At 33.9% G+C, this 19,394-nt stretch carries 17 protein-coding genes; 11 read left to right on the forward strand and 6 right to left on the reverse strand.

The features are described from left to right. Positions 1-92: 92 nt before the first annotated feature. Positions 93-1,358 (forward strand): M23 family metallopeptidase, encoded by a 1,266-nt coding sequence (locus OM075_RS08635; RefSeq protein ID WP_301190095.1) that lies wholly within the window; start codon positions 93-95, stop codon positions 1,356-1,358. A 67-nt stretch (positions 1,359-1,425) separates the two neighbouring features. On the opposite strand, the gene OM075_RS08640 is transcribed toward OM075_RS08635, so the two are convergent. Next, the gene (locus OM075_RS08640; protein WP_301190096.1) at positions 1,426-2,154 is read right to left on the reverse strand and encodes a DUF169 domain-containing protein; all 729 of its coding nucleotides are present in this window, start codon (positions 2,152-2,154) and stop codon (positions 1,426-1,428) included. Between the two features lie 48 nt (positions 2,155-2,202). Then, the gene (gene purN, locus OM075_RS08645; RefSeq protein WP_301190097.1) at positions 2,203-2,772 is read right to left on the reverse strand and encodes a phosphoribosylglycinamide formyltransferase; all 570 of its coding nucleotides are present in this window, start codon (positions 2,770-2,772) and stop codon (positions 2,203-2,205) included. Positions 2,773-2,944: 172 nt separating this feature from the next. On the opposite strand from purN, the gene OM075_RS08650 reads away from it, so the two are divergent. From OM075_RS08650 to rprY, 5 genes are all read left to right on the forward strand, one after another. Further along, the gene (locus OM075_RS08650; protein WP_301190098.1) at positions 2,945-3,181 is read left to right on the forward strand and encodes an acyl carrier protein; all 237 of its coding nucleotides are present in this window, start codon (positions 2,945-2,947) and stop codon (positions 3,179-3,181) included. A 38-nt stretch (positions 3,182-3,219) separates the two neighbouring features. Then, positions 3,220-4,467, forward strand: a complete 1,248-nt coding sequence (gene fabF / locus OM075_RS08655; RefSeq protein ID WP_301190099.1) for a beta-ketoacyl-ACP synthase II — start codon at positions 3,220-3,222, stop codon at positions 4,465-4,467. A 5-nt stretch (positions 4,468-4,472) separates the two neighbouring features. Continuing rightward, positions 4,473-5,216 carry a ribonuclease III gene (gene rnc / locus OM075_RS08660; protein WP_301190100.1) on the forward strand — a complete coding sequence of 248 codons (744 nt, stop codon included), beginning with the start codon at positions 4,473-4,475 and terminating at the stop codon, positions 5,214-5,216. Positions 5,217-5,301: 85 nt separating this feature from the next. Continuing rightward, positions 5,302-6,909: a sensor histidine kinase gene (locus OM075_RS08665; protein ID WP_301190101.1), complete on the forward strand. Its 1,608-nt coding sequence runs from the start codon at positions 5,302-5,304 to the stop codon at positions 6,907-6,909. After that, a complete protein-coding gene (rprY, locus tag OM075_RS08670; protein WP_301190102.1) occupies positions 6,882-7,565 on the forward strand; it encodes a response regulator transcription factor RprY in 684 nt (227 codons plus the stop codon). Before OM075_RS08665 ends, rprY begins: the two co-directional genes overlap by 28 nt. 105 nt (positions 7,566-7,670) lie before the next feature. On the opposite strand, the gene lepA is transcribed toward rprY, so the two are convergent. Together lepA and sucC are read right to left on the reverse strand one after the other, a co-directional pair. Then, positions 7,671-9,458 carry a translation elongation factor 4 gene (lepA, locus tag OM075_RS08675; RefSeq protein WP_301190103.1) on the reverse strand — a complete coding sequence of 596 codons (1,788 nt, stop codon included), beginning with the start codon at positions 9,456-9,458 and terminating at the stop codon, positions 7,671-7,673. Positions 9,459-9,702: 244 nt separating this feature from the next. Then, positions 9,703-10,893, reverse strand: a complete 1,191-nt coding sequence (gene sucC, locus OM075_RS08680) for an ADP-forming succinate--CoA ligase subunit beta (protein WP_301190104.1) — start codon at positions 10,891-10,893, stop codon at positions 9,703-9,705. A 118-nt stretch (positions 10,894-11,011) separates the two neighbouring features. Between sucC and OM075_RS08685 the strand changes: the two genes are divergently transcribed. The 5 genes from OM075_RS08685 to OM075_RS08705 all read left to right on the forward strand — a co-directional run bounded on the left by OM075_RS08685 (position 11,012) and on the right by OM075_RS08705 (position 16,251). Then, a complete protein-coding gene (locus tag OM075_RS08685; RefSeq protein ID WP_301190105.1) occupies positions 11,012-11,545 on the forward strand; it encodes an RNA methyltransferase in 534 nt (177 codons plus the stop codon). Between the two features lie 586 nt (positions 11,546-12,131). Next, entirely contained in the window at positions 12,132-13,289 is a 1,158-nt protein-coding gene (locus OM075_RS08690) for a hypothetical protein (RefSeq protein WP_301190106.1), read from the forward strand. Positions 13,290-13,300: 11 nt separating this feature from the next. Further along, positions 13,301-14,545, forward strand: a complete 1,245-nt coding sequence (locus tag OM075_RS08695; RefSeq protein WP_301190107.1) for a quaternary amine ABC transporter ATP-binding protein — start codon at positions 13,301-13,303, stop codon at positions 14,543-14,545. Between the two features lies 1 nt (position 14,546). Next, entirely contained in the window at positions 14,547-15,371 is an 825-nt protein-coding gene (locus tag OM075_RS08700) for an ABC transporter permease (RefSeq protein WP_301190108.1), read from the forward strand. Between the two features lie 22 nt (positions 15,372-15,393). Next, entirely contained in the window at positions 15,394-16,251 is an 858-nt protein-coding gene (locus OM075_RS08705) for a glycine betaine ABC transporter substrate-binding protein (protein ID WP_301190109.1), read from the forward strand. Between the two features lie 575 nt (positions 16,252-16,826). Here OM075_RS08705 and OM075_RS08710 read toward each other — a convergent pair. Further along, complete coding sequence (locus tag OM075_RS08710; protein WP_301190110.1) at positions 16,827-18,548, reverse strand: tetratricopeptide repeat protein; 1,722 nt, start codon at positions 18,546-18,548, stop codon at positions 16,827-16,829. A gap of 195 nt (positions 18,549-18,743) precedes the next feature. Beyond that, on the reverse strand, positions 18,744-19,376 hold the full coding sequence (locus OM075_RS08715) for a deoxynucleoside kinase (RefSeq protein WP_301190111.1): 633 nt from the start codon (positions 19,374-19,376) through the stop codon (positions 18,744-18,746). Between the last annotated feature and the right edge of the window lie 18 nt (positions 19,377-19,394).

Below are 19,394 nucleotides of genomic sequence, written 5' to 3' on the forward strand. Positions count from 1 at the left end.
TTGTAATAACTTGCAAAGCATAAAATAAACCATTATCGTTTATTATATTTTTATTCAACAATTGCAACGCAACACATTAAAATTACAGGTTTATGATTAAAAGATTCGCGCTGCCTCTATTTGCAGCTATTTTTTCAATATATATTTCAAGTTGTTCAAACACCACTAATAATAAGCAGAGCATTAGCTCTGCTGAAATTGTAAAAGACACCATAGACACCATCCCTCCAAACCTTTTATTCGGGTTACCGGTGGACTCTTTTGTCATTGAAAATAATACAGTAAAACGTAATGAGTTTTTAGCTTCGATTTTATTGAAATACGACATTCCCTACAAGCAAATTGATTTACTGGCTCAAAAAAGTAAAAGCATCTTTGATGTCAGAAAAATTAAGGTTGGTAATCCGTATTATGTTTTCTTAAGTAACGACTCTTTACATCAGGCAAAGTATTTTATTTACGAAATAGATAAAATCAACTACATAAGCTATAGTCTGGATGATTCAATAAATATTACTACCGGACAAAAAGAAGTTAAACAGATAAAGAAGACAGCAACCGGAAAAATTACATCTTCACTATGGAATGCCATGACCGAAAATGGAGTTTCACCAGTTCTTGCGCTTGAATTATCAGATATTTATGCCTGGACTGTAGATTTCTTTGGAATTGAAAAGGGAGACTATTTTAAGGTGCTATATACCGAAGACTATGTAGACTCTGTTTCCGTAGGTATTAGCTCAATTGAAGGTGCATTGTTTCATCACAGAGGAGATGATTATTACGCTTTTCACTTTCAGGAAGATAGTGTAACCTACAATTACTTTGATGAAAAAGGTAATAGCTTAAGAAAAGCATTTCTGAAGGCACCGTTGAAGTTTTCAAGAATCAGCAGCCGATTCTCCAACAGCAGAATGCACCCGGTTCTTAAAATTAGCAGACCACATCATGGTATTGATTACGCAGCACCCAAAGGAACTCATGTATTTTCAATTGGAGACGGAAGGGTTATTGCTCGCGGATTTCAGCCTAAAGGTGGAGGTAATTACCTAAAAATTAAACACAACAGTGTTTACACTACCGTTTACATGCACCTAAATGGATTTGCAAAAGGAGTAAACCAGGGCGATAAAGTTAAACAAGGACAATTAATAGGTTATGTTGGTGCAACAGGTTTAGCAACCGGACCACACCTTGATTTCAGGGTATTTAAAAACGGTAAACCTATTGATCCGTTAAAAGTTAAGGCTCCACCAGTTGAACCTGTAAAAAAAGAGGATATGAAAAGGTTCAAGCAATTTTATAAACCTATGAAAGATGAAATAGACAATTTGATATTAATAGAAAACTTACATTAAATACAACAAAAAAGAGAATGCCTACCGACATTCTCTTTTTTTTACTTTTTAAAACAAGGGCTCATTTTTATTTAGTCGACTTTCTAAAATCTATTAAATCTTTCAAAAAAGGTTTATTTAAAAAGCTCTTTTCATCCAAAGAACATAGTTTTTCAAACATTGACACATTAACAGTAAAGGCTAAAATATTTTTAGGCAAATACTTTCTCATGGTTAAATCTGTTGCCCCAATCAAAGCTTTTGGTTCATCTCCCTGTGGTACTAAAGTCAAAAATTGCATACATCCGGAACCAAATGGAACATCAACCATACTGGGTTGAGAACCATCATTAAAGTAATTGGCTCCAACAATTAAAGCACTCAACTGATCAGGATTTACAAAAAAGGTAACAGATTTCAGGTATTCATTCATCGAATTCCTATAGGTACCCACATAAATACATCTGTGTTTTGATTTATATGGGCGTTTATTCTCCAGCCATGAATTTGCAACTTTCCTGTTACACTTTACCCCTTCCTCTTCATATAACAGATTCACAAAATCCTCGCGCTCTCTTAATTCTTTACCAAAAATCCAATAACCACAATCACCACAACCATAATTCGTAGAGGTAATTTTTAACATCTGACCACGCATCCATGCATTATAATAAGCAAACATGCATGTTCTTTTATGTGATATCGGTTCTATTATATTATCAAATGAAGCCTCATGCGGTGCATCATACACCGCAATCAAAGGAATATCTATCCCTAATTTATCCTTTAAATAATTCGCATCAATAAGTCTAGCCATGGCTCCTGATATAAGTTAAATGTTGATCTGCGAAAATTAAGAAAAAAATCAATCTAATTTCAGTAATTGCTCAATAACCTTGGGATAGTACAAGTACTCCAGATCATGCACTTTACGTTCCACATCACTTGCAGAATCCAGCTCTGTTATATCGCAACTTGCCTGAAAAATAACTTTACCTTCATCATAGTTCTCATCAACATAATGAATGGTTATACCTGATTCGGTCTCCTTATTTTCCACAACAGCTTCATGTACTTTCTTTCCGTACATACCTTTACCACCATATTTAGGCAATAATGCAGGATGTACATTGATAATCTTACCTTTAAAAGCCTTAACCAAATTATCAGGAATCAACCATAGAAAACCTGCCAGGACAATAATTTCACAACCTTCTTTTTTTAGTTGTTCAACAATTATATCTGAATTATAGAATTCTTCTCTTGAAAATAACGTAATCTTAACACCTAATTCTTTAGCCCTTTCATTTACAAATGCGTTTTTATTATTACAATAAAAGCTAAAATCATCACTTGAAAGCCTCCCTGAAAAATATTTTACAATATTTTCAGCATTAGATCCAGACCCCGATGCAAACACCGCAACTCTACTCATTATCTGTTCTTTACCTATTATAAAAAATTAGAATTTAAGCTATCAAAATTAGAAAAAATTGTCTTCAAAACGATTTTATTTCAATTTAATTTGAATAATTATGCCGATTTTTTTTCCTTTGCAAAGTTATTTAAATCAATAAATTTTAATTATTAACTTAAAATTAAAAGCTATGTCTGACATTGCATCAAGAGTTAAGGCAATCATCGTAGATAAACTAGGAGTTGACGAAACTGAAGTTACACCTGAAGCAAGCTTCACTAATGATTTAGGTGCTGACTCTCTTGACACTGTTGAATTGATCATGGAATTCGAAAAAGAATTCAATATTGCAATTCCTGATGATCAAGCCGAAAACATTGGCACAGTAGGTGATGCCATCTCTTATATCGAAGAGAACGCTAAATAAGTAAATAAAAAAAGTAGTATTATACTTTAAAAGAAGTTATGGAGTTAAAAAGAGTAGTAGTAACGGGATTAGGAGCCATCACTCCACTAGGTAATTCCATTGATGAACTTTGGAATAACCTTATAAATGGAGTAAGCGGTGCTGCACCCATTACTCGATTTGACACCACCAATTTCAAGACAAAATTTGCTTGTGAAGTAAAAAATTACAACTCTAACGATTATTTTGATCGTAAAGAGGCAAGAAAACTTGATATGTTTGCTCAGTTTGCATTGATTGCAGCTGAGCAGGCTGTTCAAGATTCCGGCATCGACTTAGAAAGCATTGACCTCGACGAGGTTGGTGTAATTTGGGGAGCCGGTATTGGTGGAATTCAAACATTTACAGAAGAGGTTAGAGCGTTTGTTACCGGTAATGGTACTCCTCGTTTCAACCCATTTTTTATACCGAAAATGATTGGCGATATTGCTGCTGGTCATATTTCAATGAAGTTCGGATTTAGAGGCCCTAACTACAATACGGTTTCTGCTTGTGCATCTTCTACAAATGCCATTGGTGATGCTTATAATCTAATTAGATTAGGAAAAACTAAGGTATTTGTAACAGGAGGTTCTGAAGCTGCCATTTGTGAAGCAGGCGTTGGTGGTTTTAACGCCATGCAAGCTCTATCAACCCGAAATGAGGATGCTTCTACTGCTTCTCGCCCATTTGATAAAGACAGAGATGGATTTGTTATGGGAGAAGGTGGTGCTTCGTTAATTTTAGAGGAATACGAACACGCTGTTGCTCGTGGTGCTAAAATTTATTGCGAAGTTATTGGATCTGGTATGACTGCCGATGCTCATCACTTAACTGCTCCACATCCGGAAGGATTAGGTGCTAAAAACGTGATGAAAATGGCGCTTAAAGACAATGATACTAAACCAGAAGATATTGATTATATCAATGTTCATGGTACATCTACTCCTCGTGGTGACATTGCTGAAACATTAGCAATTAAAGAAGTTTTTGGTGAGCATGCTTATAACTTAAACATCAGCTCAACAAAATCAATGACAGGTCACTTACTAGGTGCAGCCGGAGCAATTGAATCAATTGCATGTATCCTTGCTATTAAAAACAGTATCGTACCTCCAACAATCAATCATTTTACTGATGATCCGGAGATCGATCCTAAGTTAAACATGACTTATCACAAAGCTGAGAAGAGAGAAGTTAAAGCTGCTCTTTCAAATACATTTGGTTTTGGTGGTCATAATGCATCAATTATATTTAAAGCAATATAAATATTGTGATAAAAATATTAACTCAAATAATAAAGCTTTCTTCCGACAGGAGAAAGCTTTATTATTTACTAAAATCTATAACTGGAATATTTCCAAAAGAACTGGAGGTTTATGAATTAGCTTTAATACATAAATCTGCCATGATTAAAGCCGACAATGGAGAGATCATCAATAATGAACGTCTTGAATTCTTAGGAGACGCGATTTTGGGTGCCATTGTTGCTCAGGAACTCTACAACAAATACCCCACAGTTAACGAAGGCTTTTTAACCAAAACGAGATCAAAGATCGTAAACCGGTCCTTTTTAAATGAAACAGCCCTTAAACTGGGTTTAAAAGACATTATCAGTTCACAGTCTAGAATAGCTCTTGAAAAAACGAACATAATGGGAGATGCTCTTGAAGCACTTATCGGAGCTATTTTTGTAGACCAGGGTTACAAAGGTTGTCAGAAATTTATTACTAAAAAAATTCTGGTTCCTTATGTTAATCTAAACGAAATTACCAAACACGATACCAATTTCAAATCCATTTTAATAGAATGGGGTCAAAAGCATAAACACGACATTCAGTTTATTACAGATGAAATTCCGGACAATTGTGAACATGCACCGGTTTTTGTATCATCAGTAGAAGTTGATAATAAAGTATTTGGAAGAGGAGAAGGAAGTTCAAAGAAGGAATCACAACAAAATGCTGCCATGGAGGCATTACAAAATGTTTCGTTAAGAAAAGAAGATCTTAGTTAAACATTTTTACTATATTGTTGCTTTCTTATTACAAGCTATTTAGAAGCTAGGAAAATAGTGTATTTTTCTTAAGTTAACGATCACAATGAACAAGAAATTCATATATCTTTTATCAATAATTATTGCTGCCAGTTTAATGGGTATCATCTACATACAAACTTTGTGGATGGAGGCAGCCAGTGAGCAGAAAGAAGCGGAGTTTGATAAATTGGTAAAAAGAGCAATGACAGAGGTTATTGACAAACTGGAGCGATTTGAAAGCAAAGAACAGGCTTCATTACTTACCTCACAATTTAAAAATCAGAACTCAAAAAACATACCGGATAACCTTCAAAGGGCTCCTAAATATTTTGATAATAAAAAGAATGAGAATAACATTCTGGATAAAGAAAGCATTGATATTGAATTTAAATTTCAATTACAAGATCAGTTCATTAAAACCACAATGCTTACTTTTAATCAGGATTCTCTAATCTTTAATCTCGATAAAAGATCTCCAATATCTACCAGAACAAGTAAGTTTGGCCCTTTAACAAGCGCTTTACTAACTATACAGGATGAACTAAAGTCTAAGGTTGAAGATAAAAGTGAAATGCTGTTAGACGCACTTTTCCCAAAAAGATCAATATCTGAAAGAATTGACAGGGAGAATGTGGATGTAATGCTGATGAATCACTTTGCCGAAAAAGGAATTACCCTACAATTTGAATTTGCAGTTTTTGACGAGAAAGGGAAAATGGCAATGGCAACACCAGGGTACAAACACAATGGTTCAAAAACTGTATATCAAAAATATTTATTTCCAAATGATTTGCATCCTAAAGCGCATAATATCAACTTGTATTTTCCTGAGCGCCCTAATTTCTTGATGCAATCAATAGGAATGGTCATTCCATCTGCTACGTTTACCCTGATGATGATTTTAACATCTATCATTACAATTATGATCATCTTCAGACAAAAGAGATTGGATGAAATTAAGAATGACTTTATTAATAATATGACGCATGAATTTAAAACTCCGATATCAACTATATCGCTTGCGTCACAAATGTTAAAAGATCCAAGTGTAGCTAAAACACCGAAAACGCTGCAACATATTTCGAGTGTAATTCAAGATGAAAGTAAAAGATTGAGCTTTCAGGTTGAAAAAGTCCTACAAATGGCTATCTTTGAAAAAGGTAAAGCTGGTTTAAAAATAAAAAAATTAGATGTAAATCAGTTAATTCACAATGTTTCTACTAACTTTAAACTGAAAGTAGAAAACAAAAATGGTAAAATCATTGAGAGCCTGGATGCAAAAAACAACACTGTTTACGTTGACGAGGTGCACTTTACCAATGTGATTTACAACCTTTTTGACAATGCTTTTAAATACAGAAAAGGGACACCTATTTTACAAGTTAAAACCTGGAATCAGGATAACGGAGTAATGATTTCTGTAAAAGATAATGGCATGGGAATCTCAAAAGAGAACCTAAGCCGAATTTTTGAAAAGTTTTACCGCGTACCGACAGGTAATGTACATAACGTAAAAGGCTTTGGCTTAGGTCTGGCATACGTAAAAAAAATCGTAGATGACCACGGAGGTACAATAACTGCGGAAAGCGAAGTAAATGTTGGAACAAAATTTAAAATTTTTCTACCCATAAAAAGTACAAAGGAATGGAAAAAGAATACAAACTTCTTTTAGCAGAAGATGACGAAAATCTTGGAATGCTTTTAAGGGAGTACCTTGAGGCTAAAGGTTATGAAACAGATCTTTTCCCTGATGGTGAAGAAGCTTACAAAGCTTTTACCAGTGGAAGTTACGACCTTTGTGTTTTAGACGTTATGATGCCTAAAAAAGATGGCTTTACCTTAGCCAAAGACATCAGACTGATTAACACTGAGATTCCTATCATCTTCTTAACAGCTAAATCTATGAAAGAAGACGTCTTTCAGGGATTTAAAATTGGTGCTGATGATTACATTACTAAACCATTTAGTATGGAAGAATTGCTTTTCAGATTAGAAGCAATCATTCGCAGAACTAAAGGATCTAGTGCAATTCAGGATGTATACCAATTAGGCAAATACAAATTTGATACACAAAAGCAACAATTAATTGATGGTGAAGAAATTGTAAAACTTACTACAAAAGAATCGGAACTATTAAAATTGTTGTGTAATAATGCAAACAAAGTACTTGAACGTAATTTTGCATTAAAAACAATTTGGGTAGACGACAATTATTTCAATGCTCGAAGCATGGATGTTTATATCACAAAATTAAGAAAGCACCTTAAAGATGAAACTTCTGTTGAAATAATTAACGTTCATGGTAAAGGATATAAACTAGTAATGTAAATTCTTTACCATCCCTCAGGAATATATAGCAAATTAGATATTCACATAATAAAAAAGCCCAAAACTTACGTTTTGGGCTTTTTTGTATATGGTATATTACTATAATTAATCCAGCTTTAATACAGCTAAAAAGGCTTTTTGAGGCACCTCTACGTTACCTACCTGCTTCATTCGTTTCTTACCTTTTTTCTGCTTTTCTAATAGCTTACGCTTTCTACTGATATCACCACCATAACATTTTGCAGTTACATCCTTACGAACCGCTTTTACTGTTTCTCTGGCTATAATTTTTGCACCTATAGCAGCCTGAATAGCAATATCAAACTGCTGACGCGGTATCAACTCTCGTAATTTCTCACACATTCTTCTACCTAAAGTATAGGCATTATCAAAATGGATTAAAGTAGATAATGCATCCACACTCTCTCCATTCAGAAGAATATCAAGTTTAATTAATTTGGCAGGTTTAAATCCTGTTGCGTAATAATCAAAAGAAGCATAACCTTTAGAAATACTTTTCAGTTTATCATAGAAATCAAATACAATTTCAGCTAAAGGCATACTATAATTCAACTCAACTCTGTCAGCTGTCAGATAGTGCTGCTTTTGCAGTTCTCCCCTCTTGGCCAAACAAAGTGTCATTACCTGTCCAATAAACTCACTCTTAGTAATAATTTGGGCATGAATATACGGCTCTTCAATTCGATCTATCACAGTCGGTTCCGGAAGCCCTGAAGGGTTATGCACCTCAAGCAATTCACCTTTTTTTGTATATACATTATATGGTACGTTTGGAACAGTTGTAATCACATTCATATCAAACTCTCTGTCCAGTCGTTCCTGAATAATCTCTAAGTGAAGCATCCCCAGGAATCCACATCTAAATCCAAATCCTAAAGCTGCAGAAGATTCAGGTTCAAAAGTTAAAGAAGCATCATTCAATTGAAGTTTTTCCATTGAGGCCCTCAAATCCTCATAGTCATCACTTTCAATAGGATAAACTCCGGCGAAAACCATTGGTTTTACTTCTTCAAATCCTTCAATTCGTTTATCACAACCACCTTTTACATGGGTGATTGTATCTCCAACCTTAACCTCTTTACTGGTCTTGATTCCTGATATAATGTACCCAACATCTCCGGTTCGCAGAACTTTTCTTGGCTCCATATCCAATCGTAAAACACCTATTTCATCAGCGTCATACTCTTTTCCTGTTGCCATAAACTTAACTAAGTCGCCTTTATGAACTTCTCCGTTTACTACTTTAAAATAAGCAATAATACCTCTGAATGAGTTAAACACAGAGTCAAATATCAAACACTGTAAAGGTCCTTTTTCGTCACCCTGAGGAGCAGGAATTCTATCCACAATGGCACTTAATATGTCATGAACACCTTCACCTGTTTTACCGCTGGCTCTGATGATTTCCTCACGGTCACATCCTATCAAATCAATAATCTGATCTTCCACTTCATCCGGCATAGCATTGGGCAAATCCATTTTATTCATAACAGGAATAATATGTAAATCATGCTCAATGGCCTGATATAAATTAGATATGGTTTGCGCCTGGATTCCCTGAGTAGAATCCACAATTAAAAGCGCTCCTTCACAAGCTGCAATGGAACGCGAAACTTCATAAGAAAAATCAACGTGCCCCGGAGTGTCAATAAGGTTTAATACGTATTTTTCTCCATTTAATTCATAATCCATTTGAATGGCATGACTTTTAATGGTAATACCTCTTTCCCTCTCTAACTCCATATCATCAAGAACCTGAGCCTGAGCCTGACGTTCCGATACCGTAGCGGTATACTCTAACAATCTATCCGCCAAAGTACTTTTTCCATGATCAATATGAGCAATAATGCAAAAGTTTCTTATATTCTTCATATATAGTTTCTACCGTTCTTTTATATCAAAATCTATTCTTAAGTGTTCCATTAAAACACCTCTTTCCGAATTTGCAAAGATATTCAATTCATTGTAATTATGTATGCCCTTAATAAAATATCTGGTTTAAATTCACTATAAATTGAAATTATCATTAACTCTACAAACATACAAAACAAAAAAGGTCAGATTATTTACGTATTTAAACAACCTAACCTTTTTATATATTACCAAATAGTATTTATCAACTAACTAATTGCTGCACCAAATCAGAAGCTTCTTTAAGAGTAATTGCTGAATAAACCTTTAAACCTGATTCATCAATAATTTTCTTTCCTCCCTCTGCATTTGTGCCTTGTAATCTGACAATGATAGGCACTTTAATTTCTCCAATTTTCTTATAAGCCTCAACTACTCCATTGGCAACTCTATCGCATCGAACAATTCCTCCAAAAATATTAATAAGTATAGCCTTAACATTAGAATCGGCCAGTATAATTTTTAATCCTGCTTCAACTGTTTGTGCATTTGCACCTCCACCTACATCTAGAAAGTTTGCAGGATCGCCACCTGACAACTTTATAATATCCATTGTAGCCATAGCTAAACCCGCACCATTAACCATACAGCCTACATTTCCATCCAGCTTAACAAAGTTCAGATTATGCCTTGACGCTTCTATCTCAGCAGGATCTTCCTCAGTCAAATCTCTCATCTCAGCATAATCCTTATGCCTGTAAAGTGCATTGTCATCTAAATTTAATTTAGCATCAATGGCCATTATTAAATCATCAGATGTTTTTAAAACCGGATTAATTTCTACTAATGAGGCATCAGAACCTTCATAAGCTTTATAAAGAGCTGTAACAAACTTAACCATCTCTTTAAATGCTTTTCCTGATAATCCTAAATTAAAAGCTATACGTCTTGCCTGAAAAGGCAAAACTCCGGTAGAAGGATCAATCTCTTCTTTGTATATCAAATGAGGTGTTTTTTCAGCTACAGTTTCTATATCCATACCTCCCTCAGTTGAATACATAATAATATTACGCCCTGTTGCTCTGTTTAATAAAACACTCATATAATATTCTTTGGGCTCTGAGTCGCCCGGATAAAATACATTCTGTGCAATAAGTACCTTATTTACTCTTTTTCCTTCCGGACCAGTTTGGTGCGTCACAAGTTGCATTCCGATTATTTCATCAGAAAGTATTTTAACTTCATCAAGAGTTTTTGCCACCTTAACACCTCCACCTTTTCCTCTACCTCCTGCATGAATTTGCGCCTTAACTACCCATTTATCAGTCCCTGTTATTTTTTGTAATTCTTTAGCTGCTTCTACAGCTGCATCCGGTGATTCTGCAACAATGCCTTCAGATACTTGTACTCCAAAACTTTTTAAGATTTGCTGACCTTGGTATTCGTGTATATTCATGGTAGATTTTTTTTAGATTATTAAATATTAATATATCTATATCAGTAATGTACTATTTTGCTTTTAAAAATAAAAGCCAGAATTAATTATTTTTGTATCCTTATAAACGAAATATTAAATGAGAAAACTACGTAACAAAGAGTTAAACAGATTAACCATAAAAGAGTTTAAAGAAATTGAAAAAACTCCCATAATAGTTATTCTGGATAATGTGAGAAGTTTAAACAATGTTGGATCAGTGTTTAGAACATCAGATGCACTTTGCCTTGAAGAAATATATTTATGCGGTATTACACCTACTCCTCCACATAATGACATTCATAAAACGGCTTTAGGAGCAGAAGATTCAATGAATTGGACCTATTTTGAGGATACTAAAACAACAGTTGAAACCTTACACAAAAAAGGCTATAAAGTATATTGTGTAGAACAAGCTAATGAAAGCATCTCTTTACCTGATTTCAAGCCTACACAGGAACAGCCCATTGCTTTAATCTTTGGAAACGAGGTTAAGGGAGTTCAACAATCAGTAATAGATATAGCTGATGGATGTATTGAAATTCCTCAATTTGGTACCAAACACTCATTCAACATAAGTGTAAGTGCCGGCATTGTACTTTGGGAAACCACAAAACACATGAGAAATCTCTGATTAACTAACCCTATCCTACCCTATACTTCTTATTTCCAAGTAGATACAATGCAATTACCCTCTAATTTTACTACTATTACCCATAATGTTAATTATTGTTTATTTTGTTGTAAATATATTAAATGTGAAAATTATATTTCTACACAAACTATTTTCATCTAACATTAAAAACTAAAACCATCACCTCAAAAACAACAAACATACATTAACATTTAATTATCAATATATTGACAAATCACACAACCCATTATCCTGGTAGATTAAATCATTCATTTTCCATCTTATTTTGTATTGAAACTTTTAATTGACCACCTACTTTTAACCCTCACTCTTTATCCTTTGAAAGTTCGAATAATTTGATTTTAAACTTCTTTAGTGTATTTTTGCACCGCAAATGATAAAATTATTCCGATACGACATAAAATTTTTAAGGGTACTACTCACCTTTTCTGTTCTTTTTTCAAAGAAGCAGTCTGATCGCTATATCCCTCCTACGAGTATCAAATAAGAACTACACCAGGCCTGCCAACATTACTTTCTGTAGAAAGTAATATCTGATCTTCTGTTAATTTTAAAATAATTATATATGTATTACTTATCAAATTGTACCAAAGTACTTTTTATGTTTTTGTTTTTTTCACTTTCCTCTATTATCGTAGCGCAAGATAAACCAGAGGTAACAATGGGAGGAGCACTTCGTTTTAACTACAATTCTTCCTCATGGAAAGGAAATCAAACTGAAAGAGGAGGAGATTTTGGATTTGACGTTTTTCGCGTTAACGCTAAAGCTGCCTACAAAGGATTGAAATTAAACGCTGAATATCGTTTCTACAGCAGTGGTTTTGGCGGCGGAATGTTAAAACAAGGTTGGATACAATACGATTTTAAAGACAACAGCCAATTCCAACTTGGATTAACTCAGGTTCCTTTTGGTATTACTACTTACAATTCAAACAGCTGGTTCTTTTCCTTAAACTATTATGTTGGCTTAGAAGATGACCACGACATGGGATTAAAGTATAGTAGAAGCAACGACAAATGGGACTTAGATTTAGCCTTCTTTAAAAATGCTGAAGAAAACTCTTTTGGAAATCTTTCTGATGTAGATGACAGCAGATATGCTTACGATGTGGGTTCATTAGGCGATGGTACATATCGTAACAAAGAATTAAACCAATTCAACGCCAAGGTAAACTACAAGTTTGGTAAAACATTAAAAAGTAAACTTGGAGCATCTGCTCAATACGGAGCTTTATTAAATCTGGACACAGAAGATATTGGTAACCGCAATGCTTTTGCTGTTCATTACGAGGCAACTTACAACAAATGGAACTTAAAAGCTCAGTTTACAAGCTATAACTATAATCCGGAGGCACCTGATGGCGAAAGTGAGGATATGATTGCCATGACTGCCTACGGAGCACCATACCTGGTGGCTTCCAAAGCTACATTATACACTATTGGCTTAAACCACACATTTCCGGTAGAATGGGGACCTGTTTCTTCCGTAATGGTTTATAACGATTTTGGTTATATGAACAAAAACCTGGATGAATTTGAAGATACCATGATGAATGACTTTGGTTTTCTACTTACAGCAGGATCTGTTTATACATACATTGATTTTGCTGCCGGTAAGAACCAACCTTGGTTAGGAAATGAATGGACCAACGGTCTGGCTTCCGGAAATCCAGATGCTGAATGGGAAATGAGATTTAATATCAATATTGGGTATTACTTTTAAAAGTATTTTTTATGACATCTAATAAAAATTTAAAAATTAAAGTTGAAGACCTAACCCTGATATTTGGAAACAACAAGACTGAGGCATTAAAGCTTTTAAATAAAGGTTTAACAAAAGAAGAAATCCTAAAAAAGACAAATTGCACAGTTGGCGTTAACAAAGCCTCATTTGAAATTTTTGAAGGTGAGATGTTTGTGATCATGGGATTATCTGGAAGTGGAAAATCCACTTTACTAAGATGTCTCAACCGATTAATTGAACCAACAGATGGGGATGTAATTATTAACGGAAGAAACATCACAAAAGAAAGTAACGAAAAATTATTAGATACCAGAAGAACCGAAATGAGTATGGTATTTCAAAATTTTGGATTACTTCCACATCGCACAGTATTGGATAATGCAGCCTTTGGACTTGAGATTAGAAACGAAGAAAAAAACAGTCGTTTACAAAAAGCTCAGGAAGCCCTAGAAACAGTAGGCCTTAAAGGTTTTGAAAACCAAATGCCATCCCAACTATCCGGGGGAATGCAACAACGCGTTGGTTTAGCCAGAGCTTTAGCTAATAATCCACAGGTTCTATTGATGGATGAAGCGTTTTCTGCACTGGATCCTCTAATTCGTTCTGATATGCAAGATGAGTTACTGGAACTTCAAAGTAAACTTAAAAAGACAATAGTATTTATTACTCATGATTTGGATGAAGCTATAAAATTAGGTGATCGCATCTTAATTATGAAGGATGGTATTATTGAGCAAATTGGAACTGCGGAAGATATTTTAACGAATCCAGCCAGTGATTATGTGAAAGCTTTTGTTGAAAAAGTAGATAGAAAGAATATTATCACAGCAGGATCTTTAATGTTCAAAAAAGTAGCTGCCTGCCATATTCATAAAGAAGGTCCTAAAGCCGCCATTCATAAAATGAGGGACTTAGGAAATGATGTTCTTCCTGTATTAAGCGAAGACAGAACTTTTTTAGGTTTAGTATGGCTGAGAGATTGTCTTGCTGCTGAGAAAAAAGGTGAGAAATCGTTAAGTTCCATATTAAAATCGGAAGTGCCTAGTGTTTATATGCATTACACAGTAGAAGAAATGCTACCGCTTATTACTGAAAGCCGGGCTCCTATAACTGTTGTAGATGAAAACACAGGAAAATTTCTGGGAATTGTAACACAGTCCTCCTTGATTATTGAGTCAACACGATTTGATAAGAACGAAATCATTGAATTAAAAGAAAAAGCTAAAGAGCAATAAAATGGAAAAGATTATTGACATAGGAAAATACATTGAAATTATTGTAAATTGGATGACAGTAAATTTCAAGCCATTTTTTGACCTCATTAAAAATAGCGGAAATGCGTTCATAGAAGGTGTCGAATGGTTATTACTTAGTATCCCTTTTTATATAATAATTATAGCACTAACAGCCTTATCTTTCTTTAAGGTAAACAAAAGTACTGCAGCAACAACACTACTTGGTTTAACTTTAATATACCTTTTAGGATTTTGGCAGGAAACCATGGAAACTTTAGCATTAATTGTGGTTTCTACTGTAACAGCACTAATCATTGCCATACCTGTCGGCATTTGGTCTGCAAAAAACAAAATGGCTTCTAAGATCATCAGACCCATATTAGACTTTATGCAAACAATGCCAGCATTTGTATACTTAATTCCTGCAGTACTATTCTTTAGTATTGGTAAGTTACCTGGTGCTTTTGCTACAATTATTTTTGCAATGCCACCTGCAGTTCGTTTAACAACACTGGGAATACAACAGGTACCCGCTGAAGTTGTAGAAGCTGCAAGAGCGTTTGGTGCAACAAAAAAACAACTCCTTTTTAAAGTAGAACTCCCTCTTGCAATCAATACAATACTTGCCGGAGTCAATCAAACGATTATGATGGCACTATCAATGGTTGTTATTGCAGGAATGATTGCAGCCGGTGGATTAGGCGAAAAAGTTTTGGAAGGAATCAACAATCTAAACATTGGACTAGGGTTTGAAAGTGGTTTAGCAGTAGTAATACTTGCCATTATTCTTGACAGAACAACACAAGCCCTGGGAAAAAAGAAATAACAATAAACTTAAATGAATAATTATGAAATTTAAATTACTAATTATTGCAGCATTAACCTTTTTTATTTCATCATGTAACAGTGGAACATCTAAAAAAGGCGAAGAACAAAAAGAAATTACTTTAGGACTTGTTGATGGCTGGGCAGAAGGTGTAGCCATGACAAATGTTGCCAAAGAAATCCTAACACAGAATGGATACGAGGTAACCATAAAGAAAGCAGCTGTTGATATGATATTTGCATCATTAGCTAATAACGATGTTGATGTTTTTATGGATGCATGGTTACCACAAACACACAAAGAAAAAGTAGCCAAATTTGCTGATAAACTTGAGAGTCTTGGAACTAACTTTGAAGAAGCAAAAATCGGGTTGGTGGTTCCAGCTTATGTAACGATTAATTCTATTGAAGAATTAAATGCAAATAAGGACAAGTTTGAAGGAAAACTAATTGGTATCGAAAAAGGCGCTGGAATTACATCAAAAACAGATCTTGCCATTAAAGAATACAAACTTAATTTTGAACAAATGAACTCTTCCAGTATTGCAATGCTTTCTGAATTACAAAAAGCTATATCAGAAAAAAGATGGATTGCTGTTGCAGGATGGGCTCCACACTGGAAATTTGGCCGTTGGGATTTAAAATTCTTAGACGATCCAAAGAAAGTATATGGAGAAACAGAACATATTGAAGTTTATGCCAGAAAAGGTTTTAAAACTGAAGATACCTATGCAGCTAACTTGTTCTCCAAATTTAAATTAAGTTCAGAACAGATGTCTTCTTTATTAGCAAAAATGGAAGATGGAAAAGATAAAAGCACAGTAGCAAAAACCTGGATTTCAGAAAATCAGGAAATGGTTAATACTTGGTTAGCTAAATAACATACAACAAGCTTCTTTAAATACATTTCTATAAATAGAACGGCAGTAATCTAATGATAACAACATCAGATTACTGCCGTTTTTTTTTAATATTATACTACTTAGTGAAAAATATAGAGAAAATTAATCTCTGAACTATAACACTTCAATAATCAATCCGCTACACCTAACTTAGTTCCTATTCCAATTATTTATAACCAATAGTTCCCCATATTCACTACAGCCTTTAACTTGTATTGGGATTATCTCGATATAAAAGTCAATCCCCACGCTAAAAACAAAACTTCTATTGTTGAATAACAATGGGATCACAAGACAAACACTAACCCAAACCTTCAATAATTAATACTTCTCTTTACCTAAAAACCTGAATTCAATTAAGGGCTATTTTAACCAGATTAGTCATAGCTCAGGGCTTTTTATAAAACTAAAATTAAAGCTCAATAACACCTCTAAAAACCGCCAATAAACCAATTGCTGATATAATCCCTGACTATATAATCAGTTACAAATATACAGAAACAAAAAAAGCCAGTCTCACGACTGGCTTTTATATATGATGTAATTAAATTCAATTACTGTACAATTGACTTGAATGTTGCATCTTCAAGGAATTTACCGAATTCCATATCTTTTGCAGCTAATTCTTTTAAAGAACCATCAAGTTCAACTGCTTTACGTAAGCTATCAAACATTAAATCGTTATCAGCAGTTCTAGCACCACAGATAGCTTTTAAATAATATTTGAACCCTACTTCCATTGTGTTTGCATTTAAAGTAGATAATGCAGCATCATATTTTCCAGCTAAAATTTTAGCTAAAGCAGCATTACAAGTAGTGCTGTTTCCGAAATAACGCATTGCAGCATCATAATCTCCTTTGTGAATAGAAACTATTCCTAAGTTGTTATCTAATTCAGCACCAACACCAGCAGCAGCTCCGAAATACTCTTCAGCTTTAGCTAAGTCACCAGCACGTAATGCAAGTACACCTAAGTTGTTTTTAACAACTGGACTAGCAGGACTTAATTCAGCAGCTTTTTCTAATGCAACTTTTGCATCATCTAATTTTTCTTGTTTAACAAGAACATAAGCTACATCGTTATATCCTCTCCAACATTTAGGGAATACTTTGTTTACACTTTTGTAAATAGATAATTGCTTATTTAAATCATCAGTTAAAGTAGCAGCATAAAGAAGCTCTTCAACATTTAATTCACTTGGGTTAGAAGCAGCTAACTCAGCAATTTCCTCATCTGATTTACCAATTAACTCAACGTTAACAGCAACTTTAGAACGACGTAATTGAGGTAAAATATCGTCAGCAATTACTTTATAAGTTTCAGACATGTTCTTGATTTCTTTTTCACGAACTTCAGGATCTGAATACATAGAAAGAACTCTTAAGATTAATTCTTTATCCTGGATGCTAGAAGCTTCCATTAAAGCTTTAAATCCTTCCCAGTCTTCTGGAGTATTTTTAAGATCGAAGAAACCTTCAGCTGAACCGTCAACTTTTGCTCTTTTTAATTCTTTAGCAATATAACCTTCAGCAACTTTTTGTCTTTTTTCTGATAAAGAAGTGTTTAAGTCAGTAGGACCATCAGGTGAAGCATAAGCAGAAATAGAAACGCCTGTGAATTTTTTGTTTTCAGCAGCTTCAGCTTCTTTGATATACTCTTTAAGAGCTTTAATTTCTTCTTTTCTTAATTCAGTACCACGTAACGCAGCTTGTTGGATTAAGAAATAAATATCAGCACCTTTACTTTCAGGAACGATTCTTTGGAAGTTATCTTTTCCTAAAGCAACCATAGCACCTTTATCCATAACAAGATCAGAAGTTGCTACTACACCATCAGCAATTTTAACATCATCAAAATCAAGAGATGTAGTTCCTTTAGTAGCTTTAATACGAACTACTAAATCAGATACTTTCATATTTTCATTGTAAGGTACAGATCCTGTATAAGTATACTGTCCTCCGTTTAAGTAAGAAATAACCTGGTTATTACCTTCTACAGCTTCACCTTGAACTGTTTTAGAAGGAAATGCAGTTTCCCCACCATCATACTTTAATACCGGAGTTAACTCTACAGTGGCTTTTTTATCCATGTATTTCTCTGGTACTTTAACTTTTACAGTAACATCAACTTTACCGGCATGAGCTTCTAATACTTCCGGCGTAACAGTATATGTTACATCTTGTGCTCCAGTTTTCATTTTATTTAACCCAGCACAGCTTGCTAAAAGTGCTGCCAGGGCTATTGAAGCAAAAACATTGATTCTTGATTTTTTCATAATATTAACCTAATTATGTGTTTTCAACTAACTTTCGATAAGTTTGTACAAATTTAAGAATGTTTTTAAAAAATAAAAGACCCTCTTAGAATTATTGCAAATATAGATAAACTCTAAAAAAAATAGCAATACACTACGCTTTAATGTTAAGATATTTTATTTAAACCATACATTCCTCTTAAATTTAAGTAAAAATTATCCAATTTTAATATTTGTTATTCCGTTTTTAAAATCTTTATTTAACAATTGTGTAAATTTATTATAATGACTTTTAGTTAAATAATCAGCATTATCAGACTCGACAATCACCACAGGAAAGTCCTGTACTTCTTTAAAATAATGAAAATAGCCATTGGTTACTTTACTCAAATACTCAACACCTATTGATTTTTCATATTCTCTACCTCTATTATCTATATTCTGTTTTAATATATTTAAGTCCCTATGAATATAAAACAAAACATCGGGTTTTACCAACAAACTCCTTACCATTTCAAAAAACTCACGATATAATTTAAATTCATCATCGGCTAAAGTGATCTTGGCAAAAATGAATGACTTCATTAAGTAGTAATCCGAAATTGTAAAACTATGAAACAAGTTAGCCTGTTCAATATCCTTAATCAATTGTTTATAACGAGCTGCAAGAAAAGAAAGCTCCAAAGGGAATGCATACCTTTCCTGATCTTCGTAAAATTTAGGTAAAAACGGGTTATCTTCAAACGACTCCAAAACAAGTTTTGCATTAAAATCATCAGCTATTTTTTGTGATAAAGTCGTCTTCCCTGCCCCTATATTTCCTTCTATAACAATAAACTTATTCTTCAACTTCAAACCTATTTGACA

This window comes from Plebeiibacterium sediminum (genome assembly GCF_026013605.1).
Lineage (GTDB): Bacteria > Bacteroidota > Bacteroidia > Bacteroidales > Marinilabiliaceae > Saccharicrinis > Saccharicrinis sediminus.

Bases quoted from the DNA above. Each gene is read 5' to 3' on its own strand.
- lepA (WP_301190103.1), bottom strand. From the start codon at position 9,458: ATGAAGAATATAAGAAACTTTTGCATTATTGCTCATATTGATCATGGA.
- fabF (WP_301190099.1), top strand. From the start codon at position 3,220: ATGGAGTTAAAAAGAGTAGTAGTAACGGGATTAGGAGCCATCACTCCA.
- OM075_RS08665 (WP_301190101.1), top strand. From the start codon at position 5,302: ATGAACAAGAAATTCATATATCTTTTATCAATAATTATTGCTGCCAGT.
- OM075_RS08635 (WP_301190095.1), top strand. From the start codon at position 93: ATGATTAAAAGATTCGCGCTGCCTCTATTTGCAGCTATTTTTTCAATA.
- rprY (WP_301190102.1), top strand. From the start codon at position 6,882: ATGGAAAAAGAATACAAACTTCTTTTAGCAGAAGATGACGAAAATCTT.
- purN (WP_301190097.1), bottom strand. From the start codon at position 2,772: ATGAGTAGAGTTGCGGTGTTTGCATCGGGGTCTGGATCTAATGCTGAA.
- OM075_RS08650 (WP_301190098.1), top strand. From the start codon at position 2,945: ATGTCTGACATTGCATCAAGAGTTAAGGCAATCATCGTAGATAAACTA.
- OM075_RS08640 (WP_301190096.1), bottom strand. From the start codon at position 2,154: ATGGCTAGACTTATTGATGCGAATTATTTAAAGGATAAATTAGGGATA.
- OM075_RS08685 (WP_301190105.1), top strand. From the start codon at position 11,012: ATGAGAAAACTACGTAACAAAGAGTTAAACAGATTAACCATAAAAGAG.
- sucC (WP_301190104.1), bottom strand. From the start codon at position 10,893: ATGAATATACACGAATACCAAGGTCAGCAAATCTTAAAAAGTTTTGGA.
- OM075_RS08705 (WP_301190109.1), top strand. From the start codon at position 15,394: ATGAAATTTAAATTACTAATTATTGCAGCATTAACCTTTTTTATTTCA.
- OM075_RS08700 (WP_301190108.1), top strand. From the start codon at position 14,547: ATGGAAAAGATTATTGACATAGGAAAATACATTGAAATTATTGTAAAT.
- OM075_RS08690 (WP_301190106.1), top strand. From the start codon at position 12,132: ATGTATTACTTATCAAATTGTACCAAAGTACTTTTTATGTTTTTGTTT.
- OM075_RS08695 (WP_301190107.1), top strand. From the start codon at position 13,301: ATGACATCTAATAAAAATTTAAAAATTAAAGTTGAAGACCTAACCCTG.
- OM075_RS08710 (WP_301190110.1), bottom strand. From the start codon at position 18,548: ATGAAAAAATCAAGAATCAATGTTTTTGCTTCAATAGCCCTGGCAGCA.